This is a genomic window from Solibacillus sp. FSL H8-0538 (genome assembly GCF_038003525.1).
GTDB lineage: Bacteria > Bacillota > Bacilli > Bacillales_A > Planococcaceae > JBBOPI01.
The window spans coordinates 2,341,294-2,354,308 of record NZ_JBBOPI010000001.1; the positions used below are offsets into that span (position 1 = coordinate 2,341,294).

12 protein-coding genes, 1 pseudogene and 2 riboswitches are annotated in these 13,015 nt (G+C 40.1%); of the genes and pseudogenes, 2 read left to right on the top strand and 11 right to left on the bottom strand.

What is annotated here, in order from left to right; genetic code table 11:
- Nucleotides 1-377: 377 nt before the first annotated feature.
- Both MHH87_RS11155 and MHH87_RS11160 read left to right on the top strand, forming a co-directional pair.
- The gene (locus tag MHH87_RS11155; protein WP_340749382.1) at nucleotides 378-917 is read left to right on the top strand and encodes a hypothetical protein; all 540 of its coding nucleotides are present in this window, start codon (nucleotides 378-380) and stop codon (nucleotides 915-917) included.
- A gap of 12 nt (nucleotides 918-929) precedes the next feature.
- A pseudogene (locus MHH87_RS11160) lies at nucleotides 930-2,437 on the top strand (SPFH domain-containing protein).
- A gap of 124 nt (nucleotides 2,438-2,561) precedes the next feature.
- Here MHH87_RS11160 and MHH87_RS11165 read toward each other — a convergent pair.
- The 11 genes from MHH87_RS11165 to MHH87_RS11215 all read right to left on the bottom strand — a co-directional run bounded on the left by MHH87_RS11165 (nucleotide 2,562) and on the right by MHH87_RS11215 (nucleotide 12,509).
- Nucleotides 2,562-3,632 (bottom strand): branched-chain amino acid aminotransferase, encoded by a 1,071-nt coding sequence (locus MHH87_RS11165; RefSeq protein ID WP_340749383.1) that lies wholly within the window; start codon nucleotides 3,630-3,632, stop codon nucleotides 2,562-2,564.
- Between the two features lie 89 nt (nucleotides 3,633-3,721).
- On the bottom strand, nucleotides 3,722-4,765 hold the full coding sequence (locus MHH87_RS11170; protein WP_340750973.1) for a ribonucleotide-diphosphate reductase subunit beta: 1,044 nt from the start codon (nucleotides 4,763-4,765) through the stop codon (nucleotides 3,722-3,724).
- A 6-nt stretch (nucleotides 4,766-4,771) separates the two neighbouring features.
- Nucleotides 4,772-6,985, bottom strand: coding sequence for a ribonucleoside-diphosphate reductase subunit alpha (locus tag MHH87_RS11175; protein WP_340749384.1), 2,214 nt, complete (start codon nucleotides 6,983-6,985; stop codon nucleotides 4,772-4,774).
- Nucleotides 6,986-7,198: 213 nt separating this feature from the next.
- Nucleotides 7,199-7,380, bottom strand: a riboswitch (cobalamin riboswitch).
- Nucleotides 7,381-7,513: 133 nt separating this feature from the next.
- Nucleotides 7,514-8,182: a hypothetical protein gene (locus MHH87_RS11180; protein WP_340749385.1), complete on the bottom strand. Its 669-nt coding sequence runs from the start codon at nucleotides 8,180-8,182 to the stop codon at nucleotides 7,514-7,516.
- Complete coding sequence (locus MHH87_RS11185; RefSeq protein ID WP_340749386.1) at nucleotides 8,179-8,670, bottom strand: ECF transporter S component; 492 nt, start codon at nucleotides 8,668-8,670, stop codon at nucleotides 8,179-8,181. Before MHH87_RS11185 ends, MHH87_RS11180 begins: the two co-directional genes overlap by 4 nt.
- A 2-nt stretch (nucleotides 8,671-8,672) precedes the next feature.
- Nucleotides 8,673-9,086, bottom strand: a complete 414-nt coding sequence (locus MHH87_RS11190; protein ID WP_340749387.1) for a bifunctional adenosylcobinamide kinase/adenosylcobinamide-phosphate guanylyltransferase — start codon at nucleotides 9,084-9,086, stop codon at nucleotides 8,673-8,675.
- On the bottom strand, nucleotides 9,026-9,637 hold the full coding sequence (locus MHH87_RS11195) for a histidine phosphatase family protein (RefSeq protein ID WP_340749388.1): 612 nt from the start codon (nucleotides 9,635-9,637) through the stop codon (nucleotides 9,026-9,028). Before MHH87_RS11195 ends, MHH87_RS11190 begins: the two co-directional genes overlap by 61 nt.
- Nucleotides 9,610-10,383 carry an adenosylcobinamide-GDP ribazoletransferase gene (gene cobS, locus MHH87_RS11200; RefSeq protein ID WP_340749389.1) on the bottom strand — a complete coding sequence of 258 codons (774 nt, stop codon included), beginning with the start codon at nucleotides 10,381-10,383 and terminating at the stop codon, nucleotides 9,610-9,612. Before cobS ends, MHH87_RS11195 begins: the two co-directional genes overlap by 28 nt.
- 12 nt (nucleotides 10,384-10,395) lie before the next feature.
- Nucleotides 10,396-10,947 (bottom strand): bifunctional adenosylcobinamide kinase/adenosylcobinamide-phosphate guanylyltransferase, encoded by a 552-nt coding sequence (locus tag MHH87_RS11205; RefSeq protein WP_340749390.1) that lies wholly within the window; start codon nucleotides 10,945-10,947, stop codon nucleotides 10,396-10,398.
- A gap of 63 nt (nucleotides 10,948-11,010) precedes the next feature.
- Entirely contained in the window at nucleotides 11,011-11,964 is a 954-nt protein-coding gene (locus MHH87_RS11210; RefSeq protein WP_340749391.1) for an ABC transporter substrate-binding protein, read from the bottom strand.
- Complete coding sequence (locus tag MHH87_RS11215) at nucleotides 11,964-12,509, bottom strand: hypothetical protein (RefSeq protein WP_340749392.1); 546 nt, start codon at nucleotides 12,507-12,509, stop codon at nucleotides 11,964-11,966. The genes MHH87_RS11210 and MHH87_RS11215 overlap by 1 nt, the downstream gene beginning before the upstream one ends.
- Before the next feature lie 227 nt (nucleotides 12,510-12,736).
- Nucleotides 12,737-12,917, bottom strand: a riboswitch (cobalamin riboswitch).
- Between the last annotated feature and the right edge of the window lie 98 nt (nucleotides 12,918-13,015).

Consider the following 13,015-nt stretch of genomic DNA (forward strand, 5'->3'; position numbering starts at 1 on the left):
ACATAAATACGAAGGCACTGAAAAAGTTAATTTCTACTGAAAATTCTAATAAGTATTTGCTAAATAGTGAAAGATGATTGGTGCTCTGGCACTCGCTTTCTGAAAAAATAAAGAAGAAGCATAAAATTATTATGAAAAAATAATGTTTCGGGTTTTTTCAGTGCCCGCCATAAATACTAGCCCCTTTTTTAAACTCTTTCCTTCTTCAATCACTGAACACTCTGTTGATTAGTATTACAATAGTCTGCTACGAAATTGTTCAATGCTTTGCTAATACGAAAAATAAATCCTTTATTTTACAATTTATCCTTAAATCACGAATCTTTTTATGCAGTCATTCGTAAGTAGTAGTAATCCTCAACGAAGGGGGTGTAAGCATGTTATTCGGATTTTCAATAACGATGATTTATATGACCATTCTTGTCATTATCGGAAGCTGTACTCTTCTTTATTTATTCTTTGGAGATCTAACGGATGGTGTTAGTGAGGGTATTCCCTTTTTCGACCCAGCTGTTATTTTAGCATTCATCACGATTACTGCAGCAAGCGGCTACTTATTTGAAAAATTTACAGCTTGGTCAAGTCTCCTCGTTTTTATTGCAGCCCTTTTTTGTTCTAGTATCTTAACGGCATTACTGTACTTTTTCTTACTCATTCCACTTCGTTCGGCAGAGGTTTCACTCGCCTACACAGACGCATCACTTGAAGGTCAAACAGCAAAGGTTATTGTACCGGTACCTCTGGGTGGCTTTGGAGAAATCATTATTGAATCAGTAAACGGGATTATCGCGAAGCGGGCAGCAAGCTTTCACGAAGTAGAAATTCCTTATGGCACGGAAGTTTTGATTATTGAAGTAAAAGAAGGGACTGCTTTTGTAGCAATTTATGAACAGACCTGGCCTGAATACTTAAACTAAGGAAGATGGATTATGTTAGGAGCACTTATTGCCATTGGAATTGTGGCCTTTTTAATTGTGGCAATTGTGGCGGTGTATATTGCTAAATACCGCACAGCTGGACCAGATGAGGCATTAATCGTTACAGGAAGCTATTTAGGATCAAAAAATGTACATACAGATGATGCCGGCAACCGCATTAAAATTATTCGCGGTGGTGGTGCATTTGTATTCCCTGTATTCCAGCAAGCGAAGCCGCTTAGTCTTTTATCGAGCAAATTAGATGTGACAACGCCTGAAGTGTATACAGAGCAAGGAGTTCCCGTTATGGCAGATGGCACAGCGATTATTAAAATCGGCGGCTCGATTTCTGAAATTGCGACAGCTGCGGAACAGTTTTTAGGGAAAGAAAAGCATGAACGCGAAAGTGAGGCGCGTGAAGTATTAGAAGGTCACTTACGCTCCATTTTAGGCTCCATGACCGTAGAAGAAATTTATAAAAATCGGGATAAATTCTCGCAGGAAGTACAACGTGTTGCCTCACAGGATTTAGCAAAGATGGGCCTAGTTATTGTGTCCTTTACAATTAAAGATGTACGTGACAAAAACGGCTACTTAGATTCACTCGGGAAGCCGCGTATTGCGCAGGTGAAGCGCGACGCAGACATTGCAACAGCTGAAGCAGATAAAGAAACTCGTATTAACGTGCGCAAGCAGCTCAAGAGGCACAAAAGGCAGAGCTTGAACGTGCGACTGAAATCGCTGAAGCTGAAAAAGAAAATGCATTAAAAGTAGCCGAGTTCCGCCGTGAGCAAGATATTGCAAAAGCCCGCGCTGACCAAGCATATGAACTCGAAACAGCCCGTGCGAAGCAGGAAGTAACCGAGCAAGAAATGCAAATTCAAATTATTGAACGTCAAAAACAAATTGAGTTAGAAGAACGTGAAATTTTGCGCCGCGAGAAGCAATATGATTCAGAAGTGAAGAAGAAGGCTGATGCCGAGCGTTACGCTGTTGAGCAACGTGCCAGTGCGGAAAAAATGAAGCAATTTGCAGAGGCGGATGCCGAAAAATATCGTATTGAAACACATGCACAAGCAGAAGCAGAGCGTGTTCGCTTAGATGGTTTAGCAAAAGCTGACGCCGAGCGTGCACAAGGTACAACAGAAGCAGACATCATTCGCTTACGTGGTCTTGCTGAAGCCGAAGCAAAACAAAAAATTGCGGAAGCGTTCGAGCAATATGGCCAGGCAGCTATTCTTGATATGGTTGTACGTATGATGCCAGAATATGCGAAACAAATTGCGAGCCCATTAGCGAACATCGATAAAATTACGGTAGTAGATACAGGAAGCGGTGTTGGTGGTGGAGCCAATAAAGTGACGTCCTACGCAACAAATTTAATGTCGACACTGCAGGAAACATTAAAAGAATCGTCCGGCATTGATATGAAGGATTTAATTGAAACGTATGTAGGGAAAGAAAAATCAGTGAAAGCCCCTGTTTTAACTTCAGAAGCAAAAGAGCTAATCAAGCAATAGTAAGACACAACTAACTATAAAGATGATGTCCCTTATTATATGGTTGTGGAAGGTATACTTCCTTAATCACTAAAAAAATTGGGATGGACGATAAGTTTCCACCTATCGTCCATCCCTTTTCAATTTATAGCTTAATTGTCCAACCGAATGCATCTTCAATTGTGCCGTTTTGGATACCTGTTAATGTTTCGTAAAGCGTTTGTGTAACTTCACCGATTTCACCATTGTTCACGATGATTTTTTCGTCCTGCCATTTGAATTCGCCGATTGGAGAAATAACAGCAGCTGTACCTGTACCGAATGCTTCTTCTAAAGTACCAGCTTTCGCAGCTTCTAATACTTCTTCAAACGCAATTTGTCGCTCTTCTACCGGAATGTTTTTTGATTTTAACACCTGGATCATTGAATCACGTGTAATCCCAGATAAAATACTACCATTAAGTGCAGGAGTAATAACTTTTCCGTTAATTTTGAAGAAGATGTTCATGCTTCCTACTTCTTCCACATAACGATTTTCTTTGCCGTCTAACCATAACGTTTGAGAATAGCCCTCTTTACTTGCTAGTTCCTGACCTTTTAAACTGCTTGCATAGTTCCCGCCTGTTTTTGCTTCACCCGTTCCCCCTACAACCGCGCGTACATAATGCTGCTCTACTAGAATTTTTACGGGATTAATTCCTTCTTTGTAGTATGAGCCTACTGGTGACATTATAATAATAAATTGATATTTTTTCGAAGGTGATACACCTAAATAAGGCTCCGTTGCAATAATAAATGGTCGAATATATAGCGATGTGCCTGGTGCATTTGGAATCCATTCACGGTCTACTATTACGAGTTGCTTTAATGCCTCTAATGCAAGCTCCTCATCAATTGTCGGAATGCATAAACGATCATTTGATGCATTTAAACGTTTAAAGTTGCGATCTGGGCGGAATAATAACACTTCGTTTTCCGCCGTTACAAATGCCTTTAAACCTTCAAATACCGTTTGCCCGTAGTGAAAAACCATGGCAGATGGGTCAAGTGATAGTGGTTGATACGGAATAATACGAGCATCATGCCATCCTTGCCCTGCTGTGTAGTCCATTACAAACATATGGTCTGTAAAGATTTGCCCAAAGCCTAGCTGATCCACAGTCATTTTTTGTTTTTTATTTGTCGTTAATTCAGTTGTAATTTGGTATGTAGTCATGATCATAGCCCCTTATTGTCATTTTTCACACTCTAATCATACCATGTTATTATTTTAAATATTTGTAATTTTTCATTTTCCATCAAAATTTATAGGTCATCAAATCCATTATCTTCAATATTAATTTTTGTATATTGACGTGAACGTTGCTCGAAGAAATCGGTTTTGCCAAGATCCACTTCCTCATAAGCTTTAATCCATTTTAACGGGTTTTTGCGGTAGCCTTCAAATGGGCGCTCATAACCAAGCTGATGACAGCGGACATTCGCATAAAAGTAAATATAGTCCTCGACATCTTCTACATCTAGCCCATCAATTTTATCGCCAATGACTTCTCGAGCCCAGCCAACTTCAAGCGCTGCTGCCTCACGAAAAATGGCTTGTACTTCAGCTTCCCACTCAGGTGTATTGTACTGCGGATATTCTTCTACTAGCTCTTTGTAAATTTTCACGAATAAGTCTACATGTAGCTGCTCGTCGCGGTTAATATAATTGATCATCGTACTTGTCGCAACCATTTTTTGCTTGCGTGCAAGATGGTAAAAGTACGCAAAGCCAGAATAGAAAAACAGCCCTTCTAAAATAACATCATAAACGATGGCACGAAGCATATTTTGAACATTTGCTTCCTCTGAAAATGCCGCATAACCTTTAAAGACAAAATCATTACGTTCCTGTAACACAGGCTCCGTACGCCAAAAATCAAATGTTTTATCCTGCATATCCTTCGTCACCAAGCTCGATAATATATACGAGTAGGAATGATTATGGATTACTTCCTGCTGCGCTAAAATAATCATAAGCGCATTTAGGCTAGAATCGGTTAAATAGTCCGCAACTTTACCGGCAAAATCAGTTTGAATACTATCAAGTAATGCCAGAAGTCCAATAATTTTTAGAAACGAATCTTGTTCATCTACATTTAGCGTTGGAAACTGCTTCACATCTGTACTCATATTAATTTCAAATGGCGTCCAGAAATTACCGAGCATTTTTTTGTATTTCGGATAGGCCCAACTAAAACGCACATCATCCCAGTTTAAAATATTTGAAGAGCGCCCGTTCACAATTGCTGTCGAACGGTTTGGTGCCTCTTTATCCATTAATTTACGTTTCGTTACTTCCACAGTAATTCCCCCTTAGCTTGAGCAAGACTCGCATTCAAGCATTTCGTCCGATGTTGAACGTACATAATACGTCGTTTTAATGCCGCTTCCCCATGCATCTAAATGTAATTGCAGTAGCTCTTTTGCTTTAACCGTATTTTGTACATAAATATTGAGTGAAATGCCTTGGTCAATATGCTTCGCTCGCGCTGCATTTTGTTTAATGGTCCATGCTTGGTCGATAAAGTAAGCAGACTTGTAATACCAAGTTGTTTTAGCATTTAAATCTGGCACAGTTACGGGGATTTTATAGTCCTTCTTCTCCTCGGAGTAGCTCTTTTGGAAAATAGGATCAATGGTTGCTGTCGAGCCCGCTAAAATTGACGTTGAAGAGTTCGGTGCAATCGCCATTAAATAACCGTTACGGAGTCCGCCTGCTGCGACTAGCTGTGCAAGCTCACGCCATTTTTCATCCGTTAAGCCGCGTTCTGTAAAATACGCACCCGTTTGCCAGTCTGAGCCTTTGAATAGTGGATAAGCGCCTTTTTCTTGAGCGAGTGCATTCGACGCACGAATTGTTAAATACGCAATTTCCTCGTAAAGCTTATCTGCAAAATCAACTGCCTTATCACTTTCCCAAGCAATTTCCTTAAGTGCCAGTAAATGATGCCAGCCGAATGTCCCAAGGCCGATGCCACGGTAACGTTTATTTGTGCGATCTGCCTGCACGACTGGGATCGTATTTAGTTCAATAACATTATCAAGCATACGTACTTGAATCGGAATCAAGCGCTCAAGGACACCTGCTGGCACTGCACGACCAAGGTTGACCGAACTTAAATTACATACAACAAAGTCACCTGGCTTACGGCGTGTCACAATGACATCATCCTCTAAAGTTACCGACTCAAACTGTGTAGGTGACATATTTTGAAAAATTTCTGTACACAAATTACTCGAGTAAATCATTCCCGCATGCTTATTCGGATTTTTACGGTTCACCTCATCACGGTAAAACATAAACGGTACGCCAGTTTCAAGCTGACTACGCATAATGCGCTTCATGATTTCAATCGCCGGGATTGTTTCTTTTGAAAGCAATGGATGTGCAACACATTCCGCGTAACGAGTACGGAAGCTTCCTTCACCACGTTGCTCATCATAAATATCTTCTAGAGAATAGCCCATCAATGTACGCACTTCATGTGGGTCAAATAAATACCAATTTGAGCGTGCTTCCACTGCCTCCATAAAAATATCGGGCAAACATACACCAGTGAAAATATCATGTGCGCGCATACGCTCGTCACCATTATTAAGTCGCAAATCTAAAAACGTTAAAATATCTTTATGCCAAACGTCTAAATAAACTGCGATCGCACCTTGTCGCTGTCCAAGCTGATCAACTGAAACTGCGGTATTATTTAATTGTTTAATCCAAGGAAGAACGCCGCTTGATGCGCCTTTATAGCCACGAATTGATGAACCACGACTTCGCACTTTGCCCATATAAACACCAATTCCGCCACCATATTTAGACAATGTCGCCACATCTGTATTCGTGTCATAAATGCTTTGTAAACTATCATCCACAGTATCGATAAAGCAACTTGATAATTGGCCATGTGTTTTCCCCGCATTGGATAATGTCGGTGTTGCTACTGTCATATATAAATTACTTAATGCCCAGTACGCCTCTTCTACTTTTTGCAGGCGACTATCCGTTTCATGCATCATGAGTGTCATCGCAATAATTAGCCAGCGCTGTTGCGGGAGCTCCGCATTTGTACCGTCAAAATCACGCACAACATAGCGGTCCATTAATGTACGTAGGCCAATGTATGTGAAGTATTGGTCGCGCTCAGGCTGAATGATTGTGCCTAGTAATTGGCGCTCGGCTTTTGAATATTGTTGAATGAGTAACTCGTTTAGTAAACCTTTTTCAACAAGCACCTCAATCCAACCACTGAAATCGGCATACGGCTGTTCTATATTAAATTTTTGCTTCTGCGCTTCATATATTTTTTCAAGTAGCAGGCGCTCGGCAACAAACGTCCAGTATGGCTCCTGTTCGTCAATATAACTAATCGTTTCTAAAATGCACGCATCTGTCCATTGTGCATATGTCGCTTGTTCATTTTTACGTCGCCATTTTGCTGAAAAACGAATAAATTGTTCGAGCTGTTCCTCACCGAATTCTTTGATTAAATTTTCTACTACTTGCTGCTCATCTTTTACCTCAATCATCCTGACACATCCTTTTTGCATTTTAAAAAAGACACATCTCCCCCAAATATAAAAAGAGATGATGTTCTTTCGTTTGTGAATAACATAAATTTTCATTTTTTATCCACAAAAAAGCGAATCCTGCATTTAACAGGATTCGCTTATATAAGAAATGGAAAGAGAAGCACACTGAAAAGAGAGCTCTCGCTTCCATTTCCTAGCCCCCGAAGAAATGCGCAAATTGTTTACAAGGCAGGTCTCCTGGCTTCGCTTCATCCTCATCATTCACCTTCCCGTACCTTCGTACAGTGGCTATTGAATATTCGTCAGCGTTACAGTTGCGGGGACAGCATCAGCATCTCACTGATTTCCCTTTTAATCTACATATAGTAGAACCTTAATAAACAAAACACTATATATTGTATCGTTAGAAACTCATGTCATTGTATCACACGTATTAATGTCACTTCAAGCACTATATTTTTTGTGCCATTTTAAAAACGGGGATATGCGCTGAAACTATGCTGTAAAAATGATTTTTCATAAATTTCACGCACGGTAAATTTTCTTCACCGGGGCTGTTATTAACTTATTAAATTTTTCCACAAACTCTTCGCGCACTGCGACAAGTACTGCCGTGGATGGCCCTGCTGAGCATTGTAAATCAATGTCACATGTATAGCCTGCTCCGATAAAGCGCTCAATTTCTGCACCAATTCCTTTTGAACCAGTTGGCCACACTGCTGTAACGATATTCGCTTGCAGTGCCGTATGAATTTCTCCTAGCTTAGCCACCTTTTGCGCGTTCGCTATAACCGCATCTCCAACGAGTGGCATACCTACTAGGAAAAATTGGCAATCTATTTTTGTTACATGAAACGTCGGACGCCCAATAATCGTTAACGATAAACCCGATTGCAGCGACTCAAAATTGGATTCACTAGAACCTGTTACTGGTGGCAACGGCTCACTTATTTCATCAAAAACTTGCTGAAAGCCGCGCAAATAACCGTCCCATGCATCATTGCCCGAAAAATTGGCAAGCAGAAGTTGCGCTGGCTTAGCTCCTGCGCACCACTGCTCAAGTACGGCCACACGCGCTGTAAAATAAGCATTTACTTCATTTGGTACCTGCACAAGGTCAGCTTCCTTTTCACCAATACAGCCGGCATTATCAATTGTGACAATCATTTCATCAATAGCTACTGCATTTCTCATGATTGTAATCCTTGTTTTTGTACGATTGGTTTTAAAATTGGCATCACAACCATGACAAGTACTACATTAATCACTGTTGCTACGAGTAGTGAAGGCACTGATCCAATATAAAACTCCGGGGATACTAAGAAATAAAACGGGAATGGTGAAATAATACCGTTCGCGATAATTAAAAATATCCATTTCAATAGTTTAAAGTTTTTACGGTGTAATACATTAAATACATAGACAATAATAAACATTTCCGCTGCGATTAATGCATGAAATACACCTAGGGGCATCCCTGCGCTAAGTCCCGTTGCAAGATGACCAATCGCTCCTGCAAAGCCAGAATACAGTGGTGGTAAAAATAACACACTTAAAAAAGCTGGTGCAGAATCAAGTGCCGCTGTTGTAATAAATCCTGGCACTTTAATGAAACTACCAATCACACAAATTGCTGCTACTAGTGCCGTTAACACCATTAAACGTAATTTTACTTTATCCATGTTTATTCTCCTTTTAATAGCTGCGGAATGCCGTACCAAACACGTACAACCTGCTCGCTTTCTTCGCATAATTTTTGATATAGCCTGCCACATGTATCACGCAGCTGTCTTTGTTTTTGATCAAGTGGTACAACTCCGCGGCTCATATCGGTGCAAATGCAAATAACAGTTGTCTCTTGGTCAAGCTGTACAAGCTTTGCACTTAGTTTTTCCGCAACAATGTCTTCATCTATGTGAAGCCTAGTTTCGATTATTTTTTCAAAGCTCCCAATAATGATAAATTGCTCTTTTGTAAATGCTTTATCAGCGGGGAGTTCTCCTTCAAATGTAAAAATCCGATGCGAAGCAATAGCTTTTAATTGTGTTTTGACGTATTGTCTTTTTCCGTTAAAAGCGCCTCCGAGTATAACTTGCATCGCGCACCTCCTTGAAAGTCCTTAATGTTTGACCATTCTAAAGTATAGAGTGTTCGGTGATTCGCCATTACTTGCTGAAAATTGGTTACATCTGGCGCAAATTGTGCAAGTAATATCCGAATAACCCCTCCGTGTACAACGAATGTATACTGTCCAGCAGCAACCACAATGTCCTTGACTGCATTTAATACGCGTGCTTGAAACGCAGCTAAGCTTTCACCGTTTAGAGGTGGATTATTTCCTGGGCAATCAATCCATGCACGATACGACAAATTATCTTTTAATTCTTCATACGTCTTCATTTCAAAATCACCGAAATGCGTTTCACGTAAATCCGCATGTGCTTTAAACTTAGCAGATGGAAAATACAGTGCTGCCGTTTGCTCACAACGCATTAAATCACTTCCGTAAACGACAGTTGTTGCTACTGGAATATTCATATGTACTTGCTCTGTCACGATTGGTTCATCTGTCCAGCCAATGTATTTACGGGCTATATTTGCCGCTGTTTTTTCGTGGCGAATTAAATGAAGAATAACGCGGTCATCCATAACACAAGCTCCGTCCCTTCACATAAAGCACCGAGCAGATCCCCGCTCATGCCACCAAAATTTTTCGTCGTCCAGTGACGATAAATTACTACAATTATCGCAATTATCACGAATAACACTGCTAATCCTGTCAGTTGCAACCAAATAACAGCTGCTAGTAAACCCATTACATAAACAGCCACCAACCATTTTAATAAAACAGGCTCTACAGTCTTCTTAAAATACGCAGCTAAGCCTTTTTCCTTTGATGGCTTCATTGTTAAAAAGTACAGTAAAATCGCCATACGAGCGAGCATAGGTATACAAATGAAATACGGAAGAAGGGCAGTACTTCCATGCTGTAACGCTTCATAGATGACGCCTATCTTTAACAATAGTAAACACATTAAACTGATAGCACCGAATGCACCCGTGCGAGGATCATCTAAAATTTCTAGACGCTTTTCCTTATCCCCATACGAAAAATATGCATCACTTAAATCAACCCAGCCATCTAAGTGAATGCCACCTGTAAATGCTATTGTAGCCACGACGAGTAGTATTACTAAAAATAGCGTAGAAACCGGTGCAACCGTTGTGAAAAGCAGTACCAAACACGCAAGAACGGTTCCCATTAGTAAACCGATAAAAGGCAACCAACCATACATCCATGTTACACTTCTCGCATTCATAGCAACCTGCTTCTGAACGGGAATCGCCGTAAAAAATTGGATTGCTAAAACAAATCCAGTTAAACTATTTTTCAATCTTATTTCACCTTACTTCCATTGTTGTACGAGTTGAAACTGTACTTCATACGCCTCATCACTATTATAAACAATCCACTGGTGCAATTGCCCTAAAGTTTGGCGATATAAATTGACTTCCTCGTACCCTGAAGGCGGTTCGTCTAACACCTCATTTGAAACGATAACGACATTTACTCCATTTGTCTTCCAAGTAGTAAGTTGCTCCTTAAAGCCGTTTATATACGCTGCGATAGCGCGATGACGGTCAGATGCTTGCTCTGTATAGTAAAGTATGTTGGATAACCAAGTCGTTACGCATTCGAAAAGCACGATTTCTTTACGTGCGTATGTCTCTACAACTTTTGGAAACTCCGTCTGCATTTCGATTGTTTGCCACTTGAGCGGTCCTTGATTACGATCTTGTTGATGGCGTTCAATCCGTTTTTGCATTTCCTGATCAAATGCTACACCGGTAGCAATATAAATACACTCTTTTCGGTACCCTAACTGTTCAACGAGGCGTTCGGCAAAGGCACTTTTTCCGCTTCGTACCCCTCCAGTAATAAAGGTTAGCTTTCCCATTTCACGTCACCACCTTTAATGACTAAAAGAGCAAACTCATGGCCCGAGCTTGCTCTTTTCGTGTTATTTAAATAAATCTGGATATACCGTTTGTGCAACAAGTTCTACTGCTTCACCAATACGTGTTGCAGGACGGGATAACACATCACCATCTACTAAGTAAACTTCTTTATTAGTTACTGCTTGAATTGTATCCCAACCTGCACGTGATAAAATTTCACCTACAGCGTCGTCTAAATACGTAGCGGGTGTTAGAATTGTTTCTGGGCTACGTGTTATTACGTCTTCTTCCGTAACACTTAACCAACCTGTTTGATCAACAAATACGTTGTCTACACCAGCCGCTGTTAAAATCTCGTGCTGGAATGTTTCGCTACCTGCTGTCCAAATGTCTGGAGCTGGAGATACTTCATAATATACTTTTTTCTTTGTTTCTAATGTATTTGTTTTTTCCTGAACAGCTGCAATTTGTGCTTGAACATCTGCAATGACTTTTTCGCCTGTTTCTTCAACGCCCATTACTTCAGATAATTGCACAACATCTGAATAAACATCCTCAAATGAAGCTGCAGATTGAATCATAAATACTTTTAAGCCCGCATCTTCAAGCTGGGTAATTTGAGCCTCATCAGCATTCGAATAAGCGATTACTACGTCTGGATTTAATTCTACAACACGTTCAGCATCAATTGTTACAGATGTAGACACACGCTCGATTTCTAATGCTTCAGCTGGGTAAGTATCGTATTCTGTAGCACCAATGATTTTATCCCCTACACCTAGTGAGAATAAAATTTCTGTACTACTAGGTTGTAGCGAGACAATTGTTTCTGGTACTTCGTCAAATGTTACTTCCACACCACGATCATCTACTACTTTATAAGGACCTGCTTCTTCAACCACATCTTCCGTTTTTCCTTCTTTAGGAGATAGTTCTAACGTTTCTTTATCGTCTGAGCATGCTACTAAAAGTAGTGTTGCTGCAAGTGGCGCTAACCATTTCAGTTTAAATTTCATTATTGTTCCTCTTTTCGTTTTTTCGTTGGGTACGATTTACTTTCAAATGGAATTTCTGCGTGATCATGCTGCTTGTTCATGTACACTGCCATAACAAAAAATACATTTGCTAGTAAGCCTAAGTAATCAAATAAAATTTCAGGTACTTCACGTTCCAAGCTTACTTTATGTAAGGCGCGGTAAGATTTCTTCGCTTCGCTTCGACAAATATGAAGACGAGCCGCGCTTTCAACTCCTTGTGGTAATAAGAACTGCTGAATCGTGCCTTCCACATGGCTAACATAAAAATCATAACGTGCGCTTAACCAGCTTAAGTCCTCCTCTGTTACAGCTAGCTTACCGCGTACGGACCCATTAACATCATAGGCCATTGGATGAATGATACGTAAATCGTCCAGTACAACTTGAGCTGTTTCATCATCAAGAAGCGTTGGTAATACGGCCCCAATACGTGTTGTTAGTGAATCTGTGCGAATTTCAAAATCTACTAAGCTAATTTTTTCACGCATAAACGGATAGCAAGAGTATCGGATGTCTTTCTTCATAAATAGCGCTCCTCCTAATGAATTCCATGAATAATAAAAGCCTTCGGAAAATTACAAAGATACTTCTCATCCAAAAGTAAAGCGGGATGATTCTTTTATTAGGTGGCCATGAAAATGGGGCTTTCTTAACCACAAAAAAAGCCACCCAAGAATGGATGGCATACTAAATAGATTGTCAAAAAAACTCTACTAAATCGCCGTACATTCTCTTTAATTCCGAAGAGCGTTGTTACGTTCAGAAAAAGATTGGTCTCCTGGCTTGCGCTTCACTTTACTTATGAACGCCTTCCCATCCATTTGATAGTGGCAATATGTTCATGTTCATCAGCGCTTACAGTTACGGACATAGCTTCGGATTTTCACCGAATTCCCATTTATGCATAATGCATCTTTCCCCTGCAAACTTATTCACTTGAATAACAATGTATCATAGTATTTTGTGAATTTATAGATAAATCCTAAAAAATTTAAAATTCAGCTTTATTTTATACTATTTATTACATGAA

Coding starts and splice junctions, on each gene's coding strand:
- MHH87_RS11155 (WP_340749382.1), top strand. CDS start 378: ATGTTATTCGGATTTTCAATAACGATGATTTATATGACCATTCTTGTC.
- MHH87_RS11165 (WP_340749383.1), bottom strand. CDS start 3,632: ATGACTACATACCAAATTACAACTGAATTAACGACAAATAAAAAACAA.
- MHH87_RS11175 (WP_340749384.1), bottom strand. CDS start 6,985: ATGATTGAGGTAAAAGATGAGCAGCAAGTAGTAGAAAATTTAATCAAA.
- MHH87_RS11180 (WP_340749385.1), bottom strand. CDS start 8,182: ATGAGAAATGCAGTAGCTATTGATGAAATGATTGTCACAATTGATAAT.
- MHH87_RS11185 (WP_340749386.1), bottom strand. CDS start 8,670: ATGGATAAAGTAAAATTACGTTTAATGGTGTTAACGGCACTAGTAGCA.
- MHH87_RS11190 (WP_340749387.1), bottom strand. CDS start 9,086: ATGCAAGTTATACTCGGAGGCGCTTTTAACGGAAAAAGACAATACGTC.
- MHH87_RS11195 (WP_340749388.1), bottom strand. CDS start 9,637: ATGGATGACCGCGTTATTCTTCATTTAATTCGCCACGAAAAAACAGCG.
- MHH87_RS11205 (WP_340749390.1), bottom strand. CDS start 10,947: ATGGGAAAGCTAACCTTTATTACTGGAGGGGTACGAAGCGGAAAAAGT.
- MHH87_RS11210 (WP_340749391.1), bottom strand. CDS start 11,964: ATGAAATTTAAACTGAAATGGTTAGCGCCACTTGCAGCAACACTACTT.
- MHH87_RS11215 (WP_340749392.1), bottom strand. CDS start 12,509: ATGAAGAAAGACATCCGATACTCTTGCTATCCGTTTATGCGTGAAAAA.